This window comes from Streptosporangium sp. NPDC023963 (assembly GCF_040639135.1).
Taxonomy (GTDB): Bacteria; Actinomycetota; Actinomycetes; order Streptosporangiales; family Streptosporangiaceae; genus Streptosporangium.
The window spans coordinates 475172-498788 of record NZ_JBEZZK010000001.1 but is presented as its reverse complement, the minus strand read 5'-3'; the positions used below and the strand labels follow the sequence as shown (position 1 = coordinate 498788).

Sequence of the window (23617 nt, the reverse complement as noted above, 5' to 3'; positions counted from 1 at the left end):
TCGGGTCATCCCTTTGGCCCGCATCCGGGAGTCTTTCTGTGATCCTCATCAGCGCCGGTTTGGTACTCACGGCCATCGTCCTGCTCATCGCGGGGTTCGTGCTGGCCAAGCCGTTCCTGGTCATATGGTCGATCGCGGTCAGCATGCTGTCCGCAGTCTTCCTGGTGATCGGGGCGTTGTTGCGCCGCCACGAGTTGTTCCCCGGCGGGGACGCCGGGGCCTCTCAGCCCCTTCCCCCGAAGGGACCGATGCCGGCCGGGCCACTCCCCGCGCCGCACGGTATGCCGGTCCGGCCGCACGGCATGCAGGCCCAGCTGCCGAACCAGCCCTCCGCGCCGCAGCAGATGATGGTGCGGCACGGGATGCCGCAGGTGCCCGCCGTCCCGACCCAGCCGCGACGCGGTCCGGTGGCCGGGCCGGCCACCGCCGCCGCGGCGAGGCGGGGCGCCCTGGACCCCGAGGCGATCGTGCTGGTCATCCCCGGCCGCAAGCGCTACCACGTCGCGGGATGCCGCCAGCTGGCCGGCAGGGATCATGAGGAGCTCACCTACGAGGAGGCGCGGGAGGAGGGCTTCACGCCCTGCACCACGTGCCTGCCCGCCGACGCCGGCTCCGGGCCCCAGCCGCGGGAGACCTCTCCCGGGGCGCGCAAGCCCGAAGCGCCGCTGAGCGTCTCCCACGAGTCCGGCTCCCCCGGCGACGCTCGCGAGCCGGGCCCTCAGGAGGCCACAGCCCGCTTCGCCTCCCCGTACCGTCCCGTGCAACCCCCCGTGCAATCCGCGGCCCCGTCCGGCGGGCAGCAGGCTCCCGGAGCGCGGCCCGAGTCCCAGCGGCCCGAAGCTCAGCGGCCCGAAGCTCAGCGGTCCGAAGCTCAGCGGTCCGAGTCGCAGAGGCCCGGAGGCGAGGCCACGCAGGCCCGCTTCGAGGCTTCGCAGACCAGGGCTGAGTCTCCAGTGGCTCCGGCGTCCCGGGTCTCCCCGGCGTCCTCGGTGTCCTCGGCGCCTCCGGCCGCCGGACGCGACGCCGCACCCGCAGGGCCGGCAACCTCCGCGACCGGGCGCGAGAGCACCGCGTCCCGCCAGGAGGCCGCGTCCCGCCAGGAGACCCAGCGCTCCCCGCAGGAGCCCGTCGTCCCGGTAGCCCGGCCCTACGTCCAGTCTCCCGAGCCGCAGGGGCGGCCTCAGGAGGCCGCGAGCTCCCCGGCCCGCCCGGCGGAGCAGCCGACCCGCCCGGCGATCCAGCTGCCGAGGGTTCCCGAGATCCCGCACGCCGCGTCCGAGGCCACCAGCTGGTTCAGCCGCGACGTGGTCGCGCAGGCCTCCGGGCAGGAGAGCACGGAGACCTCCGCGAAGACCGACTCCGCGCAGGCCGAGCCCGCGAAGGCCGGGTCCAAGGCCGCCACCTCCGGTCCGGACCGGCCCGCCGAGAGCGAGCCCGCCGTCTCCGGCTCCTCCGGGACGCCCGCCTCCGCGAGCCGGGCCGAGGCGCCCGAGTCCGAGCCGGGCACCCCCGGGGTCGCGTCCGCGAGGCCCGGGTCCACCGAGCCCGAGCATGCCGAGGCCGAGCCGACCAGGCCCGCCAGGACCAGGCCCGCGAAGGCCGAGGCCGCCGAAAGCGATTCGGCCAAGCCCGAGTCCGCGAAGACCGAGCCCGCGAAGCCCGGTCCCGCAGGCGGGAAGGCCCGCGCCGGGGCCGTCTCCGGAGGCGAGGCCTCCACGGAGGCGGAAGCGGAGACCACGACCGCCGCCGGGCGGGACGCCTCCCCGGAGCCCTCGGGTTCCGGGAGAGAGACGACCGCCGAGGGCGGCGCCCCCGAACCGGTGGAGCCGGCCGAGACCGCACCCGGGCGCGCCGGGCGGCAGGTAGCGGCCGACTCCACCTCCGCGGAACCCGCTCCGTCCCCCGGGGCGGCCCCGGCCGGCGCGACGCCCGAGGCCACCGTGGCCGGGGCACCCGCCACCGGCTCCTCCCACGACGACTATGACGTCCCCGACCGTGACGCCTCCCATGACCAGGGCGATGACCGGGGCGACGACACCTCCCCCGGCGGTGTCCCCGCCGTCAAGGACCGGCCGCGTCCCGCGCCCCGGGAGCGGGAGGCGGACGGCGAGACGGTCACGGTCATCGTCGGCACCCGCCGCTTCCACGATTCCGACTGCCCCCTCGTCAAGGGCGCCGGCATCGGCGGCAGCGGCGTCGAGACCATGTCCCGGGCCGAGGCCGAGAAGGCCGGCCTGAGCAACTGCCCGATCTGCCGGCAGGACCGCCGGACGTGAACCGGCCGGGCCTCGGGCCGCTCACCTCCGAGCCACCCGGGCACCGGGCCCGTCATCGTGGTGAACCAGGATCGTGGTGAACCAGGACGGCCGGGGTCGCGGGGAGACATCCCCGCGACCCCGGCCGTTTTCGATCTCATCGGCCTTCCCCGGCCCGCTGGAACGGGTCTGATCGGCCTTCCCCGGCCCGCCTGAACGGGCCTGACCAGACTTGACGGTCAGGCCCGTTCGAACCGGTTCAGACCGTCGTCGTCGTGCGGCGGAGCTGGAAGGTCAGGCCCAGCTCGGCGTCGCTGTGGGCGGGGAGGTCGTCGGCGCCGCCCTCGGTGAGGGAGACGGCGAGGACCTCGTCGGCCACCGCCTGGCCCTGGGTCCGCAGAGCCTCGGCCAGGTCGGCGTCACCGGTGGACCACCACACGTCGATCCGGTCGGTGATCGACAGGCCGGTGGACTTGCGGGTGTCCTGGAGCAGGCGGATGACGTCGCGGATCAGGCCCGAGCGGCGCAGCTCGTCGGTGATGGTCAGGTCGAGGGCGACGGTCTCACCGGCGCCGGCCTCCACCGCCCAGCCGGACCTGGGCTGCTCGGTGACGATCACGTCGTCGGCGCCGAGCTCCACGGTGCCGAGCTCTGCCGCGTCCACCGAGACCGGCGAGCCGGTACGGAGCGCGCGGGCGAGCTCGGCGGGGTCGGCGGCGGTGACGGCCGAGGCGACCAGCTTGGTCTGCGAGCCGAACCGCTTGCCCAGCGCCCGGAAGTTGGGCTTCACGGTGAAGGACACCAGGTCCGCCCCGATCCCGGACAGGTCCTCCAGGTCCTTCACGTTGAGCTCGTCGGCGATGAGCTCGCGCAGCTCCGGGGGGAGCGAGGCCCAGCCGGGGGCGCCGACCAGGGCGCGGCCGAGCGGCTGGCGGGTCTTGACCCCGCTGGAGGCGCGGGCCGAACGGCCCAGCTCCACCAGGCGGCGGACCAGCGCCATCCGCTCGGACAGCTCCGGGTCCAGCAGCTCGCCGTCGACCTCGGGCCAGGTGGCCAGGTGGACCGAGGAGGGGGCGTCCGCGTCGCGGAGCACGTCCCAGACGTAGTCGGTGGTGAACGGCACCACCGGTGCCATCAGCCGGGTGACGGTCTCCAGGCACTCGTACAGCGTGGCGAACGCCGCGGGGTCACCGGTCCAGAAGCGGCGCCGGGAGCGCCGCACGTACCAGTTGGACAGGTCGTCGAGGAACTCGGCGAGGCGCCGCCCGACGCGGGCGGTGTCGAAGACGTCCAGCGACGCGGTGACCTCGGCCACGGTCCGGTGCAGCTCGGCGAGGGCCCACCGGTCGATCAGCGGGCGCTCGTCGTACGCGGGCGCCTCGGCGAGCCGGGACGGCGACCAGGACTCGGTGTTGGCGTACAGGGTGAAGAACGACGTGGTGTTCCAGTAGGTGAGCAGGACCTTGCGGACGATCTCCTCCAGGGCGCCGTGTCCCACCCTGCGGGCCGCCCACGGCGAGCCCGAGCAGGCCATGTACCAGCGCAGCGCGTCGGCGCCGTGCTGGTCCATCAGCGGCATCGGCTTGAGCACGTTGCCCAGGTGCTTGCTCATCTTGCGGCCGTCCTCGGCCAGGATGAGGCCGAGGCAGAGCACGTTCTCGTACGATGACCTGCCGAAGACGAGCGTGCCGACCGCCATCAGCGAGTAGAACCAGCCGCGGGTCTGGTCGGTGGCCTCGCAGATGAACTGCGCCGGGTAGGCCTTCTCCAGCATCTCCTCGTTCATGTACGGGGCGCCCCACTGGGCGAACGGCATCGAGCCGGAGTCGTACCAGGCGTCGATCACGTCGGGCACCCGGCGCGCCTCGTTGCCGCAGGTGGGGCAGGGCAGCGTGACGTCGTCCACGTAGGGGCGGTGCGGGTCGAGCGCGGAGACGTCCTGGCCGGACAGGCGGCCCAGCTCGTCCAGCGAGCCCACGCAGGTGACGTGCGACTCGTCGGCCGTGCAGATCCACAGCGGCAGCGGGGTGCCCCAGTAGCGCGAGCGCGACAGCGACCAGTCGACGTTGTTGCGCAGCCACTCGCCGAACCGGCCCCACTTGATCGTCTCGGGGTACCAGCTGGTCTTCTCGTTCTCGGCGAGGAGCTGGTCCTTGATCGCGGTGGTGCGGATGTACCAGGCGGGGAGGGCGTAGTAGAGCAGCGCGGTGTGGCAGCGCCAGCAGTGCGGGTAGCTGTGCTCGAAGTGGCTGCCCCGGTAGAGCAGGCCGCGCTCGCGCAGGTCGGCGGTGAGCCCCTCGTCGGCGTCCTTGAAGAACTGCCCGCCGACCTGGGGCACGCTGTCGAGGAACCGGCCGTCGGGGCCGATCGGGTTGACCACGGGCAGCCCGTACCGCTTACAGGTCGTCATGTCGTCGGCGCCGAAGGCGGGCGCCTGGTGGACCAGGCCGGTGCCGTCCTCGGTGGTGACGTAGTAGCCGAGCACCACGTAGTGCGCGCCGGGGATGTCGACCAGCTCGAACGGCCGCGTGTAGGTGGTGTGCTCCAGGTCGGCGCCCTGGAATGCGGCCAGCACCTCGGCGCCCTCGCCCAGCGCGGCGGCCAGCAGCGGCTCGGCCACCACCAGGACCTCGTCGGACCCGGCGGGGCGGGCCGCGACGTAGGTCACGTCGGGGTGCACGGCCACGGCGGTGTTGGAGACCAGGGTCCACGGCGTGGTGGTCCAGATCAGCAGCGAGGCGCCGAGGTCGGCGAGCGGTCCCGAGGTCGCGGGCATGCGGACGTAGACCGACGGGCTGGTGACGGTCTCGTAGCCGCCCGGCTGGCCCAGCTCGTGGTCGGACAGGCCGGTGCCGCAGCGGGGGCAGTACGGGGTGATGCGGAAGTCGCGGGACAGCAGGTCCTTGTCGAAGATGACCTTGAGCGACCACCAGACGGACTCCACGTAGGCCGGGTCCATCGTGCGGTAGGCCTGGGACAGGTCGATCCAGTACCCCATCCGCTCGGTCATCTCCTCGAAGGCGTCCACGTGCTTCAGCACGGACTCGCGACACCTGTCGTTGAACTCGGCGATGCCGTACGCCTCGATCTCCTTCTTGCCGGAGAGGCCGAGTTCCTTCTCGACGGCGACCTCGACGGGCAGGCCGTGGCAGTCCCAGCCCGCCTTGCGGGGCACGTTGAAGCCGCGCATCGACTTGTAGCGGGGGAAGAGGTCCTTGAAGACGCGGGCCTCGACGTGGTGGACGCCGGGCATGCCGTTGGCGGTGGGCGGACCCTCGTAGAAGACCCAGTTGGGGCCGCCGGCGTTCTGCTCGACCGAACGCTCGAAGATCTTGCCGTCCCGCCACCGGTCGAGCACCTCGTGCTCGAGCGCGGGAAGATCGACCTGCGCAGGAAGGGAACGGAAATAGGCGGACATGATGGGCTGGACCTCCACGCTGGAACCGGCTGTGGCGTGGAGGGACGAGGCTGTTGGGGCCCCGCGGTACCACCCTCCTTGACCTCGCGCGCACGCAAGGCCCTCTTCCTTCGGTCTGCTGCCGGGTCTACTGGGCCGCCGCGGGCCTGAGGTCGGGTCGTCGCGGCCGTTCTTCCGGCGGCTCCGGGGTGATCGTGCCTTCGCGCCTCGCCCCGGGCTCGCACCGTCCCCGGGTCGCTCGTGCGAGGTGATGCGGAGGTTGCTGTCCCCATCAACGCCTTGCAGGCTCACACGATAACGCACCCGCCCCCTGGAAGCTTCCCCGTATTGAGGTCCGCTGGGCGGAATCAGAGGGAAGCGACCGGATGTTACGTGAGTGGTAAAGAATGCGGCGGGTCGTTTGCCGTTCTGTTATGGGAGACCTAAGCTGCCCGCACCGTTTACCACATCGGAGACGGTCCATCGAACAAGGAGGCCGCCATGGCCGCGACCGTGCGCGCAGACAACAGCGCGGTGGCGCCGTCCCAGGACGGTGCCGTCGTCACCTGGTCGGCCGAGGAACTCAAGGAGGTCCGCGGGCAACTGGCCACGGAGATCCACGAGCTCACCGAGGAGATCGCCAAGGCCGAGACGGAGATCGCGTCGAGCGACGTCACCGACGGTGCGGGAGACGATCAGGCCGACGCCGGAGCCCGGACGTATGAACGCGAGCGCGAAATCGCCCTTACCCTGAACTCGCGCGACCTGGTCGCGCAGAACGAGCGAGCGATCGCCCGGATCGACGCGGGGACCTACGGAGTGTGCGAATCGTGCCATCAGCCGATCGGAAAGGAGCGCCTTCAGGCGTTTCCGAGGGCGACGCTGTGCGTGGCCTGCAAGCAGCGGGAGGAGCGCCGCTGACCGGCGACACCGAGGAGGGGGCGGTTCCGGCCGCCCCGCTCCCCGGACGGCGGATCGCCGTGCTCGCGACGATCGTCCCCATCGTCTACGCCCTCGACCTCGCCACGAAGACCCTCGTGCTGAGGACCCTGGAGGGCAGGGAACCGTTCGTGGTCATCCCGGACCTCCTCCAGTTCCGGGTGATCTTCAACTCGGGGGCCGCCTTCAGTCTCGGCACCGGGATGACGATCATCTTCACCTGTGTCGCGGCCGCCGTCGTGGTGGCGATCCTGCGCACCGCGCGCAACCTGCGCAGCCTGCCCTGGGCGATCACGCTGAGCCTGCTGCTCGGCGGGGCGCTCGGCAACCTCACCGACCGGATCTTCCGCTGGCCCTCGGGCTTCGGCCCCGGCAGGCCCTCGCCGCTCCAGGGGCACGTGGTCGACTTCATCGAGACCTTCCCCGGTCGCTTCCCGGTCTGGAACATCGCCGACTCGGCGATCGTCTGCGGCGGCATCCTGGCGGTCCTCCTCGCCTGGCGGGGTTACCAGATCGACGGCACGCGCGACACGGGAGCCGCGAAGACCACGAAGGACACGAAGGAAAGCAAGGAGAACAACGATGGCTGACCGGCGAAGCCTCCCCGTCCCCGACGGGCTGGAGGGCGAGCGCCTCGACGCCGCCCTGTCACGCCTGTTCGGCCTCTCCCGCACGCGCGCGGCCGAGCTGATCGTCGCCGGCGACGTGCTGGTGGACGGTTCGACCGCGATCAAGTCCGACCGGGTCCACGGCGGCGCGTGGCTGGAGGTCACCCTCCCGCCGCCGCCCACCACGCCGATGCCGGTGGCCGAGCCGGTGCCGGGCATGCACATCGTGTACGAGGACGACGACATCGTCGTCGTCAACAAGCCCATCGGCGTGGCCGCCCACCCGACCACCGGCTGGACCGGGCCCACCGTGATCGGCGGCCTGCTGGGCACCGGCCACCGGGTGGCCACCAGCGGCGCGGCCGAGCGCCAGGGCATCGTGCACCGGCTGGACGCCAACACCACCGGCGCGATGGTCGTCGCCAAGAGCGAGCACGCCTACTCCCACCTGAAGCGGGCCTTCAAGGAGCGCACGGTCGACAAGCGCTACCACGCGCTGGTCCAGGGCCACCCCGACCCGCACCGCGGCACCGTGGACGCGCCGATCGACCGCCATCCCGTCGGGGACGGCCGCTGGGCGGTCGTGTCCGGGGGCAAGGACTCGGTCACCCACTACGACACGATCGAGGCGTTCCGCGCGGCGTCGCTGCTGGACATCAAGCTGGAGACGGGCCGCACCCACCAGATCCGGGTCCACATGTCGGCGCTGCGCCACCCGTGCGTCGGCGACATGCTGTACGGGGCCGACCCCACCCTGGCCGCGCGCCTGGGGGTGAGCCGGCAGTGGCTGCACGCGGTCTCCCTGGCCTTCGAGCACCCCTCCACCGGCGAGTGGGTCTCCTTCAGCACCGCCTACCCCGACGATCTGGCCAACGCCCTGACGATCGTCGCCGCCGAGTCCTAGCGGGTCGCCCCGGCCCTCCCGGCCTCGCCCTCGCCTCCGGTGTCCGTCTCGAGCGAGGCCGCCCCGGCGTTGGGGTCGACCTGGTCGGGTGAGTCACCCTGCTGGTTCTCGCCCGGCGTGTCGTTCTGCCCCGGACCCTCGCCGGTCCCCCCGCCCTGGTCCTGCTCGCCGTTCTCCCCCTCGTCGGCGGGGTCCTCCTCGGGCTCGTCCGGGGGCGCCTGCGTCGGCTTGTCGGTCGGTTTCCTCGTCGGCTTGTCCGTCGGTTCGTCCGACGGCCTGTCCTGCGGGGCGGGGTCGCCGTTCCCCTGCCTCTCCGGGGCCGGGCGGTCCGAGATCCCGCCCTCGTCGTTGCGCGCGGGCTCGTTGCGCGCGGGCACCTTCGCCTGCTCGGGCTCGTCCGAGGGCTTCTTCTTGTCGGGGGCCACGCTCGACGAGGCCGGGGGGTCCTTGGGGCCCTGGGACGGGGAGTTGGCGGCGACCCACGCCATCCCGCCCGCGGTCGCGGCGACGGCGATGGCCGCCGCGACCAGGGCGGCCATCGCCGGGCGCCGCCGCCTCGGGGAGGCGAGGTCCGTGTCCGGCCCGGGCTCCGGCCCGGACCAGGCCGGTGCGGACGGCGGCACGGCCGGCATGGGCGGCACAGGCGGCACGACCCCGGCCGGAGTGGTGGGAGCGCCCTCCGGGGCCGCGACGACCGCGGGGATCACCGGGGACGGCCCGGTCGACCATCCGGCGGCCCGCGTCTCGACCGGCGGTTCGACGGGCATCTCGACGGGCATCTCGATGGGCATGGTCGGCTGCGGCGCGGTCCCGTTCACCAGCGAGGTCAGCTGGATCTGCACCTCGCGGGCGGCCATACGCCGCGCCGGATCCTTGTGAAGCAGGCCGTGGATCACCGGGGCGAGCGGTCCGGCGAACCGCATCGGTGACGGCTCCTGGTGCATGACGGCGCTGAGCGTCGCCAGCGGGTGAGCCCGCTCGAAGGGGGAGCGTCCCTCGACGGCCACGTAGAGCGTCACGCCGAGCGACCACAGGTCGGAGGCGAACTCGGCCGGCCCGCCGCTCGCCCGCTCCGGCGCGATGAACGCCGGGGTGCCGATGAGCGAACCGGTCCTGGTGATCGACGAGTCGCCCTCCAGGACGGCGATGCCGAAGTCGGTGAGCACGGCCCGCCCGTCCGCGGCGATCAGCACGTTGTCCGGCTTCACGTCGCGGTGCAGGACGCCCGCGTGGTGGGCGGCGAGCAGCGCGCCCAGCACCTCCAGCCCGATCCGCGCCACCCGCATCGGCGGCAGCGGCCCGTCCTCCCTGATCATCGCTCCGAGCGTGCGGGAGTCGACCAGCTGCATGACGATCCAGGGACGCCCCTGCTCCTCGATCACGTCGTAGACCGTCGCCACCCCGGGGTGGCCGATCCGCCCGGCGGCACGGGCCTCCCTGAGGGTCCGTACGGTGAAGACCTCGCGTTCGGGATCGGTGAGGTCGGGGGAGGGGATGACCTCCTTGACCGCCACCTCGCGGCCCAGGACCTCGTCGCGCGCTCGCCAGACCGTTCCCATGCCTCCTCGGCCGATGCGTTCGAGCAGGCGGTAGCGGGCTCCGATGATCCCCTGAGAATCGGTCATGTGGTGGCGAGTACCCCGGATTTACGTCAGCATTCAGAAAAGTTTACGCAGACCAGCGTATATGTCCCTGCTCGCTCATGAACGTGTCCACAAATCCGGTGCTGTGCTCGCCCGCGGCGAACCGCGGCTGGGCGAGCAGCTCGCGCAGCAGCGGGATGGTGGTCGCCACCCCCGGCCCCTCCACGGCGAACTCGGCGAGCGCGCGATCGGCCCTGGCGACGGCCTCCTGCCGGGTGGGCGCCCAGACGACCAGTTTCGCGATCATCGAGTCGTAGTCCGGCGGTATCGCGTCGCCCTGGGTGAATCCGGAGTCGACCCGCACACCGGGCCCGCCGGGCGGGCGGAAGACCGCCAGGCGGCCGGGGGCGGGGCGGAACCCCGCGGCGGGGTCCTCGGCGTTCACCCGGCACTCGATGGCCGCGCCGGTGAAGCGGACCTGCTCCTGGGTGAAGGGCAGGCGCTCTCCCGCGGCCACCCGGATCTGCTCCCTGACCAGGTCGACGCCGGTGAGCATCTCGGTGACCGGGTGCTCGACCTGGATGCGGGCGTTGATCTCCATGAAGGTCGCTTCCCCGCCCGGGCCGACCAGGAACTCCATCGTCCCCGCGCCGGTGTAGCCGACGTGCCGCGCCCCGGCCACCGCGTACTCGCCGAGCCGCCCGCGCACCTCCTCGGACAGCCCGGGGGAGGGCGCCTCCTCGACGAGTTTCTGGTTGCGCCGCTGCAGCGAGCAGTCGCGCTCTCCCAGGTGGACGACGGTCCCGGCGGAGTCTCCCAGCAGTTGCACCTCCACGTGGCGGGCCACCGGCACGAACCGCTCGAGGTAGACGTCGCCGTTGCCGAACATCTGCCGGGCGAACGCGGTGGTGCGCCGGTAGACGTCGCGCAGTTCGGCCCGGTCGCGCGCCACCTCGATGCCCCGCCCGCCGCCGCCCGCGGCGGCCTTCACGATGACCGGATAGCCGATCTCGGCGCCGATCCGCTCGGCCTCGGCCGCCGAGGGTACGGAGCCCTCGCTGCCGGGCAGGACGGGCAGCCCGGCCTCGGCCATCAGGGAGCGCACCCGCGCCTTGTCGCCGACGCACTCCATGACCTCGGGAGTGGGACCGATGAAGGTGATCCCGTTGTCCGCGCAGATCCTGGCGAAGTCGGCGTCCTCCGACAGGAAGCCGTAGCCCGGGTGGATCGCCTCCGCCCCGGTCTGCAGGGCCGCCTCGATGACGGCGGGCACGGAGAGGTAGCTGCGCCGGGCCGGGGGCGGGCCGATGTGGACGGCCCTGTCGGCGTAGGCCGTGAACCGGGCGTCGCGGTCGGCGGTGGAGTACACGGCGACGGTCTCGATGCCCATCTCGCGGCAGGTCCTGGCCACGCGCAGCGCGATCTCGCCCCGGTTGGCGATGAGTATCCTCGCGAAACTCATGCGTCGTCCGTCCGCAGCCGTACCAGGACCTGCCCGTACTCCACCGGCTCGCCGTTGCCCGCGACCACCTCGACGACCTCGCCCGCGTGCCCGGCGGCGACCGGGTTCATCAGCTTCATGGCCTCGACGATGCCGATCGTCTGGCCGGCGTCCACCCGGTCGCCCGGCTGTACGAAGGGCGGGGCCCCCGGCTCGGCGGCGACGTAGAAGGTGCCGACCAGGGGGGCGGTCACCGCGTGCGAGGAGGAGTGCTCCCGCGCCTCGTCGAGGGGGCCGGTCTCCGCCGGTCGCGCGGCCTGATCGGCGGCGGCCACGGCGACGGGCCGCAGGTCCGGCGCGGCGGGCTGCGGGAAGGCCCAGGTCACCTCCAGGGCGCACTCGCCCAGGCGCAGGGAGATGGCCGCCACCGGGCCGGGAACGGTCTTGACGAGGTTGCCGACCTCCTCGCGCAGCAGCCGCATCGCCGCGTGCGCGTCCTCCTCGGGGGCGGATCTCCCCGGGGTATCGGGAGCCGGTCTCCCGGTGGCGTCGGGGGCCGGTCTCCCGGTGGCCTTGGGGGCCGGTCTGCCGGCGGTCCGCTCATCCACCTTCGATCACTCCCAGCCCGCGGAACCGCTCGTGGCGATGCTTGCGCAGCTCGTCGCCGCTCAGCCCGGACAGCTCGCGCAGCGACTCCAGGACGGCCGCCTTGAGCGCGTCCATCGCCGCCGCCGGATCCTCCTGCGCGCCGCCGCGCGGTTCGGGCACGACCCCGTCGACGACGCCGAGCCGCAGCAGCTCCGGCGCGGTGATCCGCAGGGACTCGGCCAGCTCGGGAGCGTGCGAGGGGTCGCCGTACAGGATCGTCGAGCAGCTCTCCGGGCTGATCACCGAGTAGACGGCGTGGCGCAGCATCAGCACCCGGTTGGCGACCGCCAGGGCCAGCGCCCCGCCGCTGCCGCCCTCGCCGACCACGGTCGCGACCACCGGGACCGACAGCTCCGACATGCCGGCGAGGCACTCGGCGATCGCCCAGGACTGTCCGCGTTCCTCGGCTCCGACGCCCGGGGCGGCGCCCTGGGTGTCGACGAGGGTCACCACCGGCAGGCCGAGCCGGTCGGCCAGCGACATCAGCCGCAGCGCCTTGCGGTACCCCTCGGGGTGGGCGAGGCCGAAGTTCCTGGCGACCAGCTCCGAGGTGTCGTGGCCCTTCTGGTGGCCGACGACCATCACGGGCGTCCCGTCGATCAGGCCGGTGCCGCCGACGATCGCCGGATCGTCGCCGTGCGTGCGGTCCCCGTGCAGCTCCACGAAGTCCGAGAACAGGTGCCAGATGTAGTCGAGGGCGGTCGGGCGCCGGGTGTCGCGGGCCAGCCGCACGGTCTCCTGGGCGGTCAGCACGCCGGACAGCTCACCCGGGTCGCGGATCACCGCCGCGGGCCCGCCGGGGGGCGGATCCTGGGCGTGTCCGTCCCCGGTCCGGCAGGTCGTGGACAGCAGCCGGGCGAGCAGGGGACGCAGGCCGTCGCGGGGCTCGACCCGGTCGAGCATGCCGCGCCCGGCGAGGTACTCGGCGCTCTGGAAGCCCCGGGGGAGCTTCTCCCGGGTCGCCGAGGCGATGACGCGCGGCCCGGCGAAGCCGACGAGCGCGCCGCGCTCGGCGATCAGCACGTCCCCGAGGGTGGCGAACGAGGCGGTGACCCCGCCGAAGGTGGGGTCGGTCAGCACGCAGACGCTGAACACGCCCGCTCGCCGCAGGCGCCGCATCGCCTGGGCGGTCTTGCCCATCTGCATCAGGGACAGGACGCCCTCCTGCATGCGGGCGCCGCCGGAGGCGATGGCCAGGACCAGCGGGACGCGCTCGTCCAGCGCCTGCTCGCAGGCGCGGGTGACGGCCTCGCCGACCGCCGAACCCATGCTGCCGCCGAGAAAGGAGAAGTCCATGACGGCGACGACCACGCGGTGGCCGCCGACGGTGGCGGTGCCGTGGAGGACGGCGTCGTCCAGGCCGGTGCGCCCGCGCGCCCGGGCCAGGCGCTCGGTGTAGGGCCGGGAGTCGGTGAAGCCCAGCGGGTCGCCGCCGCGCACCTGCGGGGCGGCGCGGAAGGAGCCGTCGTCCACCAGGGTGCGCAGCCGCTCGACGGCGTTCAGCCGGTGATGGTGACCGCACTCGGGGCAGACACTCTGGCTACGGGCCAGGCGGGGGGCGTACACGATGGCGGCGCAGCCGGGGCAGCGCGCCCACGTTCCGGGCGCGGTGGCCGGCGCGGCGGGTGAGATCGTCACAGGGCGCGCTCCTCGGGAGTCCAGTGGTAGAACCGCCGCGCCATCGCGTCGGCGGGGCCGCGCCAGGTGTCCGGGTCGTACGGCCTGACGTGCGGGTCGAGGTCCTCGCTCAGCCGCCGGAAGTCCTCCCGCCCGCGGGCGAGCGCCATCGCCTCGGCGGCGGAGCCCTCGAACTCGACGTGGTGGAAGTAGAGGTCCCGGTAGAGGAACAGGTCGCGGCGCGTCACCCCGAGCGCGCGGGGGAGCTCGCCGGCGTCGGACTCGCCGAAGAGGCGGGAGACCTCGCCGGAACCGCCGGGACTGAGGCGGGCGACGATCAGGATCTGGTCGGGCACGGGCACTCCTCGGTGGCCGGTCGATCGGGTCCGTCTCACCGTAGGAACCCGGCCCGGCCGGTGTCGCCCGCCGCCGGCGTGAACCCGGGGCTCCTCCGGGGAGGGGACCGTCTCCTTCCCCGAGGGGAGCCGGCCCGTGTTCGTGGAGGCGGGCCGGACGCGAGGTGGCCGCCGTCCCGCGGGGGAGACGGGGCCGCCTTCGCGCACCGGAGCCGCGTCAGCCCCGGGGAGTGGCCGCGACCAGGCCGTTCTCGTACGCGAAGATCACGATCTGCACCCGGTCGCGCACGCCGAGCTTCTGGTAGAGATGCTGGACGTGCGACTTGATCGTGCTGTCGCCGAGTACGAGCGCGCGTGCGATCTCGTCGTTGCCGTATCCCCGTACGAGCAGCTGGAACACCTCGCGCTCCCGCTCGGTGAGCTGGTCGAGCACGGCGGTCGGCGCGGCCGAGAGCACCGGGCGCCTGGCGAACTCGTCGATGAGCTTGCGCGTCACCGAGGGCGACAGCAGGGCGTCGCCCTCGGCGACCTCGCGCACGGCGTCCACCAGCCGGTCGGTGGGCGTGTGCTTGAGGATGAAGCCGCTGGCACCGCTGCGCAGCGCCTCGAAGACGTGCTCGTCCTGGTCGTAGATGGTCAGGATGACGACCTTCGCGGGGTAGGCGGCACCCAGCTTGCAGATCTCCCTGGTGGCGGTGATGCCGTCCATGCGCGGCATGTTGATGTCCATCAGCACGACGTCCGGGCGGAGGGTCTTGACCGACTGCACCGCCTGTACCCCGTGCCGCGCCTCCCCGACCACCACGATGTCCGGCACCCCGTCGAAGATGGCGTGCAGGCCGCTGCGGATCAGCGGCTGGTCGTCGGCGATCAGGACGCGGATCTTCCGCATGGCTCGTCCTCTCTGAAGATGGCGGGAGTCACCGGAATGACGGCCCGGGTGACGAATCCGCCCCCGGTCAGCGGTCCTGACTCCAGGTGACCTCCCTGCTCGGCGACGCGTTCCGACAGGCCCCGCAGTCCCGTGCCGCCGCCCTGCCTGCGGGGAAGGGGCATGGCCACCGCCATCACCCCGAGGGCGTGCGTCTCGTTGACCACCGAGACGCTCAGCTTCTCGCCGAAGCAGACCTCCAGGTGGACCGGGCCGGCGTTGTGCTTGAGCGCGTTCGTCAGCGCCTCCTGGGCGACGCGGAACGCCGTCCGGGCGACCTCGGGCGGTACGTGGCGTTCGGCGGCGACGTTGCGCAGCCGTACGGCCAGGTCGGGAAAGGGAAAGCGCCCGGCGAGCTCGGTCAGCCTGGCCGACAGGAGCGCGCCGTCGTCGTGGCGCCGCGGCTCCTCCCCCGGGTCCCCCGGGTCCACCGGGTCCCCCGGGGGGAGGTCGCGCCGCCCCCTCGGGGGAGGCGGCTCGTGCCGCAGGTCGGTCAGGGTCCCTCGCAGGTCGGCCAGGGTCGCCTGGACCGTCTCCTCGATGATCTGGGCCACGTGGTGGGCCGTCGCCGGTGAGCCGGTCAGCCGCCGGGCCTGGAGGGCGATGACGGTCAGGCCGTGTCCCACCCCGTCGTGCAGGTTGCGGGCGATCCGGCGCCGTTCGCGCAGTGTGGCGGCGCTCTCGCTCCTGGCCAGCATGGACTTGGTGTGCCGGCGGGTGCCGAGTGTGAACGACACGACGGCCAGGAGCGCCGCCACCGTCGAGCACAGCAGGTCGGTCCAGCTCAGCTCTGAGACGAGATAGCCGAGGAAGGTGCTCATCGAACCCACCCCGTTGGGATCCGCTGAGATCGGCTACTCGCTAGACATGAGAGGTGCTTGCATTCTTGGGTTGTTTTGCCCCGTCGTTCCCCCATGAAAGGTGAGCGTAGTCAGAAAAAGTGACTATATCAAGCAAATCATATGGGCTGTCACAGACTTCATTAAGATTCTATTCTTTGGCTATTGAGGACGCCTGCCGGACGCCCGCCGGAGCCCTTGGGATGGCACGTCGAAGGACTTAACAGCCTCCCGTCAGCGCTTACCACCAGCGCCTGTGTCGCCCGACCGTTCTATGGGTTCTCACAGAAGCGGCTCAGGGATTCCTAAGGTCCAACAGGATAAATCATGTTATCTGTGGACGCTTGATACACGAGTGAAATATTTGTGAATTGCGATGTCCGCAATTCAATTAATCAGGCGTAAGGCAACCGGCTGCTTGGGCGAATGTGATTCTGTTTCGCCCGGGCGGAGGCCGGGGACCGCCGGTGAGGAGCGGCGGGCTCCCGCCCGTGGCGGAGAGGACCCCACCGCCGGGGGAGCGCAGGTTCGGCCACGTGGCGGAAGACAGCCCGGCCCCTCGCGAACAGGCTGATCCCAGAAGGCGGCGGACGGCCGCCCCCGACCCAAGGAAGCCCGATGCAGCGCTACGCGATCACCTTCCAGATCAGGCCCGGTGCGGAGGCGGCGGTGCGGGAACTGCTGTCGAGTTACGCTCCCCCCGAGTGGGAGACCCCCGACGGAACCCGGCTGCTGAGCACCTCGATCTTCATGAAGGACACCACGGTCATCCGTGTCATCGAGATCGACGGCAACCTGCCGAGCGTGATGGCCCACCTGTCCCGGCAGCCGGGCATCCAGAGGCTGGAACGCGAGCTGGACGCCTACCTCGCGGTCCCGCGCGACATGAGCAGCCCCGAGGGCGCGCGATCCTTCTTCCTGTCGGCGCTGATGGACCACGTGACCACCCGGGTCGCGGAGCCGGTCCGATGACCGCCCCCGTCTTCCTGATCACCGGGGCGACCGGGCAGCTCGCCGAGGCCGTGATCGAACTGCTCGGCGCCCGGGGGGACCGGCTGCTGCTCACCGGCCGCGACAAGGACCGCCTCGCCCTGCTGGAGCGGCGGCACGGCGTCGCGGGGCGGATCGAGACGCTGGCCGCGGACGTCTCCGACCCCGAGGGCGCCCGGCTGGCCGCCGAGGAGGCGGTCAGGCGCTTCGGCCGGCTCGACGGCCTGGTCCACATGGTCGGCGGCTTCCGGGCCGGGCCGCTGTTCCTGATGGACACCGGCGTCTACGAGCAGATGCTGCGCGACAACTTCCTGTCGGCCGTCACCGCCACCCAGGCGGTCCTGCCGCACCTGACCGAGGGGGCGCGGCTGGTCTACTTCAGCACCCCGCTCGCGGACGAGCCGCTGCCCGCGCTGTCGGCGTACGCCGCCGCGAAGGCGGCCCTGGTCGCCTGGGTGCGCTCCATCGCGCACGAGGTGAAGCGAAGCGGCATCCACGCCAACACGGTCGTGATGACCATGGCGGACACCCCGGACAAGCGCCGGGAACGCCCGGGGATGAACTTCGACCACACCGTCACCCCGGACCTGGTCGCCAACGTCGTGGCCTTCCTGACCAGCGAGGCCGCGGACGGCCTGTACGGAAGCAGCGTGCCGGTGCTGGGCAGGTTCGAGTTCAAATCCGAACTCGGCGGACCACCGCCCGGTGTGGGAGGCCCCCGGTGAGGGCCCGGATCGTCTTCCTGGTCAGGGTGCCCGCCGAGCGGCAGGAGGACTTCCTGGCCGCCTACGAGAAGATCCGGTACCGGGTGTCCGGCGGCGTACCCGGGCACCTCAAGGACCAGGTCTGCCAGTCGCTCACCGACCCCGAGCAGTGGCTGATCACCAGCGAGTGGCGCCGGCCGGCGGACTTCCTCGCCTGGGAGGCCACCGAGGAGCACCGCGAGCTCGTCCGGCCGATGCGGGAGTGCATGACCGAGGCCCGCTCCCTGCGCTTCCTGGTCCGGGCGGAGACGGCGGCGGGCGCGCCGGTGGGCGATGAGACCCCGGAGAGCGAGGAGGCGGACACCCCGCCCGGAGCGGAGCCCTCCGCGGAGCTTTCCGGGCAGCCCTCCGCGGAGGCCGTCGTGCGGGGCCCCGCGTGAGGGTGGTCGTCGTCGGGGGCGGCATCGGCGGGCTGGCCGCGGCGCTGGCGCTGCGGGCCGCGGGAGCCGAGGTCAGCGTGCACGAACGCGCTCCAGGGCTGCGCGCGGCACAGGCCGGACACGGGCTGGTGCTCTGGCACAACGCCGTGCTGGCACTGCGCGAGCTCGGGCTGGAGCCCGGGGTCCGCAAGGCCGGGCACGAGTTGCACCGGCACCTGTTCAGGGACGCGCGCGGCCGCCGGATCGCGGAGTGGTCCATGGCGCGCATGGCCGGCCCCCTCGGCGCACCCGTCTACAGCGTCAGCCGCCCCGAGCTGCACGCCCTCCTCGCCGGTCAGGTGGGGGGCGACCTCGTGACGGGCTCCCGGTTCACCGGCCTCACCGTGACGGGCGACCGCGTCGTGGCCCGGTTCGGCGACGGCCGCGAGGAGCGGGCGGACCTGCTCGTCGGCGCGGACGGGCTGCGCTCGGCCGTACGCGCCGCGCTGCTCCCCGGAGACCCGCCGCCCCGCTACGCCGGGTTCACCGCCTTCCAGGGAGTGATCCGGCTGCCGGGTTCGGGGGTGCCCGCGAACACCTTCCTCAGCACGTGGGGCCGCGGCCGGTGGTTCGTCTGCTACCGGCTCGCCGACGACCACGTCTACTGGGACGGGGTGCTCGGCGACCGGGTCGCCCCGAGGCTCGGAGTGGGCGCCCTCGACATGCTGGCCGCGGAGTTCGCCGGCTGGCCCGACCCGATCCCCGGCCTGATCGCGGCCACCGGGGCGGACGACGTCACCCCGGTGCACATCTTCGACCGGCCCCCGCTGCGGCGCTGGAGCCACGGCCCGGTGACGCTGCTGGGGGACGCGGCACACCCCATGACGTTCAACCTCGGCCAGGGCGCGGGCCAGGCGATCGAGGACGCCCTCGTGCTGGCCGGCGAGCTCGCCGGCGGTGACGTGCCGCGGGCACTGGCCGCCTACGAGGCCCGGCGGGTGGACCGCACCACCCGGATGGTCCGGCGGTCACGGGTCAACGGCGAGCTCACCCGCTGGCGGCACCCGGTCGCCTGCGCGGCGCGCGACGCGTTCATGCGCCTGACCTTCGACCGGCTGGTCTACCGCAAGACCTACGAGCTCACCATGGCCATCGACTTCATCGGCGACAGGAGCGAGGAATGACCCGACCCACCGGAGAACCCGGCCTGCCCACCGGCGTGAGCCGCACCGCGGTGGTGATCGCCCAGGCCAGGGAGGCCGAGAGCGCGCGGACCGACCGGCTCTTCGGCGACCCGCTGGCGGGTCCGCTCGCCGACGCCGCGGGGCGGATCGCCGGGATCAGCGAGGCGGGCCGCCGCGCAGGGGAGCACTTCGTCCTGCGCACCCGCTTCTTCGACGACCGGTTGCGCGAGGCCGTGTCGGCGGGAGCGCGGCAGGTGGTCCTGCTCGCCGCGGGCCTGGACACCCGCGCGTTCCGGCTGGAATGGCCCGAGGGCACCCGCCTGTTCGAGGTCGACCTGCCGGACCTGATCTCCTTCAAGGAGAAGGCGCTGGCCGACCAGGGGGCCCAGCCCGCCTGCGACCGTACGGTCGTCCCCGCCGACCTGCGCGAGGACTGGCCGGCGCCGCTGCTGGCCGCGGGCCTCGACCCGGACGAGCCGATCGCCTGGCTGATCGAGGGCGTGCTGATGTATCTCACGCCGGGAGACGGCGCGCGCGTCCTCGGCCGGGTCTCCGAGCTGTCGTCCCCCGGCAGCAGGCTCGCCGTCGAGCACGTCAACCGGGCGTACGTCGAGCTGCCGCAGATGCGGCCCGCCGTGAGCAGGCTCGCCTCCACCCAGGCCGCCTGGCGGTCGGCCGTGGAGGACCCGCGGGCGTGGCTCGCCGGGTACGGCTGGCGCGCCTCGGTGACCCACCAGGCCGACCTCGCGCGAGAGCTGGGCCGTCCCGTTCCCGCGATGGCGGACCCGCGGGCGGTCGGCGCGGCCCGGATCTGGCTCGTCGACGCCGTGCGCGACGACGGCCGGCACCCGGGGACACCGGCCTGAGCCTTCCGAGACGACCGGCAGGCGCCTCGGAGACAGCGTCCTGAGCCTCCCGAGACGACCGGCAGGCGCCTCGGAGACAGCGTCCCGCGCCTCGGGGACACCGACCCGCACTTTTGTGACACCGACCGACGACAGGAAACGACGATGCCATTCACCGACGAGAACGTGCGCGAACTGCTGCTCGCCGTGGGCCTGGACCCCGCCACCGGGGACGACGCCCTGGAGCGCAGCTTCGACGAGCTGGACCTCGACTCGCTGGCCCGGGTGGAGATCGCCACCCGGATCCAGGACCGGTTCGGGGTGGACGTGGAGGAACAGCTGACGGCCGAGGCCACGCCGTCCCTGATGAGAGAACTCGTGACCGAGCGGCTGGCGGCGGCCGGCGCCTGAGGGGAGAACGCACATCATGATCGGGCACACCGACAACGCGATCGAGATCGACGCGCCCATCGGATTCGTCTGGGACCAGACGAACGACGTCCAGACCTGGCCGGAGCTCTTCTCCGAGTACGCCAAGGTGGAGGTGCTCGCCGAGTCGGACGACTCGGTGACCTTCCGGCTCACCATGCACCCCGACGAGCAGGACCGCGTCTGGTCCTGGGTGTCGGAGCGCACCTGGGACCGCGACACCTGGACGGTCCGGGCGCGCCGGGTGGAGACCGGGCCGTTCGAGTTCATGAACATCACCTGGGTCTACGAGGAGCTCGGCCCCGACCGTACCCGCATGCGCTGGGTGCAGGACTTCCACATGAGGCCCGACGCACCGGTCGACACCCGGGGGATGACCGACCGGATCAACGCCGGCTCCGCGGTCCAGATGTCGCTGATCAAGGAGAAGGTGGAGCGGCGCCGCCGCCGCGTCGTGGGCTTCCACGACGTGCCGTCCAACACCAAACGCGGCGGCGACCTGCGCACCCTGGTCTCCCCGGCGACCTGCGGTTCCTCGTCGGGCTTCTGCGGGGCCGTGCGGCTGGCGCCGGGGGAGGGGGTCTCCGAGCACTACCACCCCTACTCCGAGGAGTACGTGTTCGTCGCGACCGGCACGCTCAGGGTGGACCTCGACGGCGAGCCGCTCACCGTCGGCGCCGAGCAGGCGCTGCTCGTCCCCCGCCAGGTCAGGCACCGCCTCACCAACGTCGGCGAGGACGACGTGCTCGTGGTCTTCCAGCTCAGCCCGCTCGCCCCGAGGCCCGAACTCGGGCACGTGGACACCGAGCCCTATCCCGAGAAGGTGGGAACGTGAGACGGGTCGTCGTCACCGGCATCGGGGTGATCGCCCCGGGCGGGGTGGGCCGGGAGGAGTTCTGGAACCGGATCGTGGACGGCAAACCGGCCGTCCGCCGGGTCACCGCCTTCGACCCGTCCCCGTTCCGCTCCCAGATCGCGGCCGAGGTCGACTTCGACCCGGCCGCCCACGGGCTCACCCCGCGCGAGACCCGGCGGATGGACCGTTTCACCCAGCTCGCCGTCGCCTGCGCCGACGAGGCACTGGCCGACTCCGGTCTCGACCTCGGCGCGGCCGACCCCGAGCGGGCCGGAATCAGCCTCGGCTCGGCGGTGGGGGCCACCATCACCCTGGAGGAGGAGTACGTGGTCGCCAGCGACCGCGGCAGGGACTGGGAGGTGGACCACCGCCACCTCAAGCCGTTCCTCTACCAGTCGCTGGTGCCCTCCAGCGCGGCGGCCGAGCTCGCGGTCCGGTTCGGCGTGAACGGTCCGGCCGCCGTCGTCTCGACCGGCTGCACCTCCGGCATCGACGCGATCGGCCGGGCCTACCGGCTCATCCAGGACGGCGAGGCGGACATGATGATCACGGGGGCGTCGGACGCGCCGATCTCCCCGATCACCGTGGCGTGCTTCGACGCCATCCGCGCCACCAGCCCGAGCAACGGCGAGCCCGAGACGGCCTCGCGGCCCTTCGACGCCGGGCGCAAGGGCTTCGTCCTCGGCGAGGGCGCGGCGGTGCTGGTGGTGGAGGAGCTGGAGCACGCCCGCAGGCGCGGCGCCCGCGTCTACTGCGAGGTCACCGGCTACGCCGCGCGGGCCAACGGTTTCCACATGACCGGGCTGCGGCCCGACGGTCTCGAACTGGGCGAGGCCATCGGCGACGCGCTCGGCCAGGCCGGGCTCAACCCCGAGGACATCGGCTACATCAGCGCCCACGGGTCGGGGACCAAGCAGAACGACCGGCACGAGACGTCCGCCTACAAGCGGAGCCTCGGCGACCACGCCCGGCGGGTGCCGATCAGCTCGATCAAGTCGGTGATCGGCCACTCGCTCGGCGCGATCGGCTCGATCGAGATGGCCGCCTGCGCCCTGGTGCTGCAGCGGGGCGTGGTCCCGCCCACCGCCAACCTGACCGTTCCCGACCCCGAATGCGACCTGGACTACACCCCCCTGGTCGCACGCGAGGTGACCGCCAGGCACGCGCTCTCCGCCGGCAGCGGCTTCGGCGGCTTCCAGTCCGCGATGATCTTCTCTGAGCCGGGGGCGGGCCGATGAGCGACCGCAGAGCCGTGATCACCGGGATCGGTGTGGTCGCCCCCACGGGGATCGGCGTGGTCGAGCACTGGGAGGGGTCCCTGACGGGGCGGAGCCGGATCGGCCCGGTGACGTCGTTCGACGCCACCGGGGCGCCGATCGGGCTGGCGGGGGAGGTCACCGGCTTCGACGAGCGCGAGTTCGTCGACAGCAAGCTGCTGGTGCAGACCGACCGGTGGACCTGGTTCGCCCTCGCCGCCACCGAGCTCGCCCTGGCCGACGCCGCCCTCGACCCCGCGAGGGAGGACCCGTTCGACCTGTCGGTGGTGACCGCCGGGGCCTCGGGAGGGAACGCCTTCGGGCAGCGGGAGATCCAGGCGCTGTGGAGCAAGGGCCCGCGGGCGGTGAGCGCCTACCAGTCCATCGGCTGGTTCTACGCCGCCAGCAGCGGCCAGCTGTCCATCAAGCACCAGCTCAAGGGCGCCTGCGGGGTGCTGGTCGCGGACGCGGCCGGGGCGATCGACGCGCTGGCCGAGGCGGCCCGGCTGATCCGCCGGGGCACCGAGGTCGTCGTGACCGGGGGCACCGAGGCGCCGCTGTCGCCGTACGCGCTGGCCTGCCAGGCCGGTGAGGCGAAGGCCGGCCGCGGGAGCGACCCGGCCGTCGCCTCACCGGCCTACCGGCCCTTCGCCCCCGACGCCGGCGGCCACGTCCCCGGCGAGGGAGGCGCGATGCTCATCGTGGAGGACCGGCACAGCGCCCTCGGCCGGGGCGCCCCCACGGTCTACGCCGAGATCGCCGGGACCGCCTCCACCCACGACGCCCACCACGTGGCCGACCCGGCACCCGGCCACCGCCAGTACGCCAGGGCCATGCGCGAGGCGATCGCCCGCGCCGGGCTCGGCCCTGACGACGTCGGGGTGGTCTTCGCCGACGGCGCCGGTGATCCGGTCAGGGACGCCCAGGAGCTGGCGGCGCTGCGGGAGGTGTTCGGCGGCCGCCGCGTGCCGGTGACGGTGCCCAAGACGATGACCGGCCGCCTGTGTTCCGGCGGCGCGGCCCTCGACGTCGCGTGGGCGGCCCTGTCCCTGACCGGCGGGGTGATCCCGCCGACCGTCGTCACCTCCGGCACCGCCGGCAGCGCCGTTGTCGAGGGCGTGGACCTGGTCACCGAGGCCAGGGTCGTGAACGGGCTGTCGGCCGCGCTGGTCGTGGCCCGCGGCTCCGGCGGCTTCAACTCCGCGGCGGTGCTGACCGCCGTCTGACGGGCCGGGTACCTGAGGGACTCGTGAACGGCCACCGCTCCCCGGGGCGGTGGCCGTTCCGCTGTCCGGCGGCGGGCGCCTTCCGCGGCGGCGTCGTCCCGCCGGCGGGCCGGGGGAGATCCGGGGAACGCGGGAACTCGGAAACGCTGGAACGGCCGCCGCCTCTCGCGGGCGACGGCCGTTCCGCTCG

At 73.0% G+C, this 23617-nt stretch carries 21 protein-coding genes; 13 read left to right on the top strand and 8 right to left on the bottom strand.

The window, feature by feature from the left end; genetic code table 11:
* Nucleotides 1-38: 38 nt before the first annotated feature.
* Nucleotides 39-2276, top strand: a complete 2238-nt coding sequence (locus AB0F88_RS02050; RefSeq protein WP_362676372.1) for a hypothetical protein — start codon at nucleotides 39-41, stop codon at nucleotides 2274-2276.
* Between the two features lie 238 nt (nucleotides 2277-2514).
* On the opposite strand, the gene ileS is transcribed toward AB0F88_RS02050, so the two are convergent.
* A complete protein-coding gene (ileS, locus tag AB0F88_RS02045) occupies nucleotides 2515-5673 on the bottom strand; it encodes an isoleucine--tRNA ligase (RefSeq protein WP_362676370.1) in 3159 nt (1052 codons plus the stop codon).
* 480 nt (nucleotides 5674-6153) lie between these two features.
* Here ileS and AB0F88_RS02040 point away from each other — a divergent pair, with 480 nt between their 5' ends.
* The 3 genes from AB0F88_RS02040 to AB0F88_RS02030 are packed head-to-tail and all read left to right on the top strand — an operon-like array spanning nucleotide 6154 to nucleotide 8103.
* Nucleotides 6154-6573 carry a TraR/DksA C4-type zinc finger protein gene (locus AB0F88_RS02040; RefSeq protein ID WP_362676368.1) on the top strand — a complete coding sequence of 140 codons (420 nt, stop codon included), beginning with the start codon at nucleotides 6154-6156 and terminating at the stop codon, nucleotides 6571-6573.
* Nucleotides 6537-7181 carry a signal peptidase II gene (locus AB0F88_RS02035; protein WP_362676366.1) on the top strand — a complete coding sequence of 215 codons (645 nt, stop codon included), beginning with the start codon at nucleotides 6537-6539 and terminating at the stop codon, nucleotides 7179-7181. Before AB0F88_RS02040 ends, AB0F88_RS02035 begins: the two co-directional genes overlap by 37 nt.
* Complete coding sequence (locus AB0F88_RS02030) at nucleotides 7174-8103, top strand: RluA family pseudouridine synthase (RefSeq protein ID WP_362676364.1); 930 nt, start codon at nucleotides 7174-7176, stop codon at nucleotides 8101-8103. Before AB0F88_RS02035 ends, AB0F88_RS02030 begins: the two co-directional genes overlap by 8 nt.
* Here AB0F88_RS02030 and AB0F88_RS02025 read toward each other — a convergent pair.
* The 7 genes from AB0F88_RS02025 to AB0F88_RS01995 form a co-directional block, all read right to left on the bottom strand.
* A complete protein-coding gene (locus AB0F88_RS02025) occupies nucleotides 8100-9728 on the bottom strand; it encodes a protein kinase (protein WP_362676362.1) in 1629 nt (542 codons plus the stop codon). The two genes, AB0F88_RS02030 and AB0F88_RS02025, sit on opposite strands and share 4 nt — an antisense overlap.
* A gap of 43 nt (nucleotides 9729-9771) precedes the next feature.
* Complete coding sequence (locus AB0F88_RS02020; RefSeq protein ID WP_362676360.1) at nucleotides 9772-11148, bottom strand: acetyl-CoA carboxylase biotin carboxylase subunit; 1377 nt, start codon at nucleotides 11146-11148, stop codon at nucleotides 9772-9774.
* Entirely contained in the window at nucleotides 11145-11735 is a 591-nt protein-coding gene (locus AB0F88_RS02015; protein ID WP_362676358.1) for a biotin/lipoyl-containing protein, read from the bottom strand. The genes AB0F88_RS02020 and AB0F88_RS02015 overlap by 4 nt, the downstream gene beginning before the upstream one ends.
* Nucleotides 11728-13413: an acetyl-CoA carboxylase carboxyltransferase subunit alpha gene (locus AB0F88_RS02010; protein WP_362676356.1), complete on the bottom strand. Its 1686-nt coding sequence runs from the start codon at nucleotides 13411-13413 to the stop codon at nucleotides 11728-11730. The genes AB0F88_RS02015 and AB0F88_RS02010 overlap by 8 nt, the downstream gene beginning before the upstream one ends.
* Nucleotides 13410-13748, bottom strand: coding sequence for a TcmI family type II polyketide cyclase (locus tag AB0F88_RS02005; RefSeq protein WP_362676354.1), 339 nt, complete (start codon nucleotides 13746-13748; stop codon nucleotides 13410-13412). The genes AB0F88_RS02010 and AB0F88_RS02005 overlap by 4 nt, the downstream gene beginning before the upstream one ends.
* A gap of 217 nt (nucleotides 13749-13965) precedes the next feature.
* Nucleotides 13966-14640 carry a response regulator transcription factor gene (locus AB0F88_RS02000; protein ID WP_362676352.1) on the bottom strand — a complete coding sequence of 225 codons (675 nt, stop codon included), beginning with the start codon at nucleotides 14638-14640 and terminating at the stop codon, nucleotides 13966-13968.
* Nucleotides 14619-15500, bottom strand: coding sequence for a histidine kinase (locus tag AB0F88_RS01995; RefSeq protein ID WP_362676350.1), 882 nt, complete (start codon nucleotides 15498-15500; stop codon nucleotides 14619-14621). The genes AB0F88_RS02000 and AB0F88_RS01995 overlap by 22 nt, the downstream gene beginning before the upstream one ends.
* Before the next feature lie 636 nt (nucleotides 15501-16136).
* Between AB0F88_RS01995 and AB0F88_RS01990 the strand changes: the two genes are divergently transcribed.
* The 9 genes from AB0F88_RS01990 (at nucleotide 16137) to AB0F88_RS01950 (ending at nucleotide 23427) form a co-directional block, all read left to right on the top strand.
* Nucleotides 16137-16490, top strand: coding sequence for a SchA/CurD-like domain-containing protein (locus AB0F88_RS01990; RefSeq protein WP_362676348.1), 354 nt, complete (start codon nucleotides 16137-16139; stop codon nucleotides 16488-16490).
* Nucleotides 16487-17233: an SDR family oxidoreductase gene (locus AB0F88_RS01985; protein WP_362676346.1), complete on the top strand. Its 747-nt coding sequence runs from the start codon at nucleotides 16487-16489 to the stop codon at nucleotides 17231-17233. Before AB0F88_RS01990 ends, AB0F88_RS01985 begins: the two co-directional genes overlap by 4 nt.
* Nucleotides 17230-17652 carry an antibiotic biosynthesis monooxygenase family protein gene (locus AB0F88_RS01980; RefSeq protein WP_362676344.1) on the top strand — a complete coding sequence of 141 codons (423 nt, stop codon included), beginning with the start codon at nucleotides 17230-17232 and terminating at the stop codon, nucleotides 17650-17652. The genes AB0F88_RS01985 and AB0F88_RS01980 overlap by 4 nt, the downstream gene beginning before the upstream one ends.
* Nucleotides 17649-18815, top strand: coding sequence for an FAD-dependent monooxygenase (locus AB0F88_RS01975; RefSeq protein ID WP_362676342.1), 1167 nt, complete (start codon nucleotides 17649-17651; stop codon nucleotides 18813-18815). Before AB0F88_RS01980 ends, AB0F88_RS01975 begins: the two co-directional genes overlap by 4 nt.
* Nucleotides 18812-19681 (top strand): SAM-dependent methyltransferase, encoded by an 870-nt coding sequence (locus AB0F88_RS01970; protein ID WP_362676340.1) that lies wholly within the window; start codon nucleotides 18812-18814, stop codon nucleotides 19679-19681. The genes AB0F88_RS01975 and AB0F88_RS01970 overlap by 4 nt, the downstream gene beginning before the upstream one ends.
* A gap of 144 nt (nucleotides 19682-19825) precedes the next feature.
* On the top strand, nucleotides 19826-20071 hold the full coding sequence (locus AB0F88_RS01965) for an acyl carrier protein (RefSeq protein ID WP_362676339.1): 246 nt from the start codon (nucleotides 19826-19828) through the stop codon (nucleotides 20069-20071).
* Nucleotides 20072-20087: 16 nt separating this feature from the next.
* Entirely contained in the window at nucleotides 20088-20924 is an 837-nt protein-coding gene (locus tag AB0F88_RS01960; protein WP_362676337.1) for a cupin domain-containing protein, read from the top strand.
* On the top strand, nucleotides 20921-22183 hold the full coding sequence (locus AB0F88_RS01955; RefSeq protein WP_362676335.1) for a beta-ketoacyl-[acyl-carrier-protein] synthase family protein: 1263 nt from the start codon (nucleotides 20921-20923) through the stop codon (nucleotides 22181-22183). Before AB0F88_RS01960 ends, AB0F88_RS01955 begins: the two co-directional genes overlap by 4 nt.
* Nucleotides 22180-23427 (top strand): beta-ketoacyl synthase N-terminal-like domain-containing protein, encoded by a 1248-nt coding sequence (locus AB0F88_RS01950; protein ID WP_362676333.1) that lies wholly within the window; start codon nucleotides 22180-22182, stop codon nucleotides 23425-23427. Before AB0F88_RS01955 ends, AB0F88_RS01950 begins: the two co-directional genes overlap by 4 nt.
* Nucleotides 23428-23617: the final 190 nt, after the last annotated feature.

Excerpts from the sequence above, each read along its gene's own strand:
- AB0F88_RS02020 (WP_362676360.1), bottom strand. The coding sequence starts at position 11,148 with ATGAGTTTCGCGAGGATACTCATCGCCAACCGGGGCGAGATCGCGCTG.
- ileS (WP_362676370.1), bottom strand. The coding sequence starts at position 5,673 with ATGTCCGCCTATTTCCGTTCCCTTCCTGCGCAGGTCGATCTTCCCGCG.
- AB0F88_RS01995 (WP_362676350.1), bottom strand. The coding sequence starts at position 15,500 with ATGAGCACCTTCCTCGGCTATCTCGTCTCAGAGCTGAGCTGGACCGAC.
- AB0F88_RS01950 (WP_362676333.1), top strand. The coding sequence starts at position 22,180 with ATGAGCGACCGCAGAGCCGTGATCACCGGGATCGGTGTGGTCGCCCCC.
- AB0F88_RS01970 (WP_362676340.1), top strand. The coding sequence starts at position 18,812 with ATGACCCGACCCACCGGAGAACCCGGCCTGCCCACCGGCGTGAGCCGC.
- AB0F88_RS02030 (WP_362676364.1), top strand. The coding sequence starts at position 7,174 with ATGGCTGACCGGCGAAGCCTCCCCGTCCCCGACGGGCTGGAGGGCGAG.
- AB0F88_RS01960 (WP_362676337.1), top strand. The coding sequence starts at position 20,088 with ATGATCGGGCACACCGACAACGCGATCGAGATCGACGCGCCCATCGGA.
- AB0F88_RS01965 (WP_362676339.1), top strand. The coding sequence starts at position 19,826 with ATGCCATTCACCGACGAGAACGTGCGCGAACTGCTGCTCGCCGTGGGC.
- AB0F88_RS01990 (WP_362676348.1), top strand. The coding sequence starts at position 16,137 with ATGCAGCGCTACGCGATCACCTTCCAGATCAGGCCCGGTGCGGAGGCG.
- AB0F88_RS02040 (WP_362676368.1), top strand. The coding sequence starts at position 6,154 with ATGGCCGCGACCGTGCGCGCAGACAACAGCGCGGTGGCGCCGTCCCAG.
- AB0F88_RS02000 (WP_362676352.1), bottom strand. The coding sequence starts at position 14,640 with ATGCGGAAGATCCGCGTCCTGATCGCCGACGACCAGCCGCTGATCCGC.
- AB0F88_RS01985 (WP_362676346.1), top strand. The coding sequence starts at position 16,487 with ATGACCGCCCCCGTCTTCCTGATCACCGGGGCGACCGGGCAGCTCGCC.
- AB0F88_RS02025 (WP_362676362.1), bottom strand. The coding sequence starts at position 9,728 with ATGACCGATTCTCAGGGGATCATCGGAGCCCGCTACCGCCTGCTCGAA.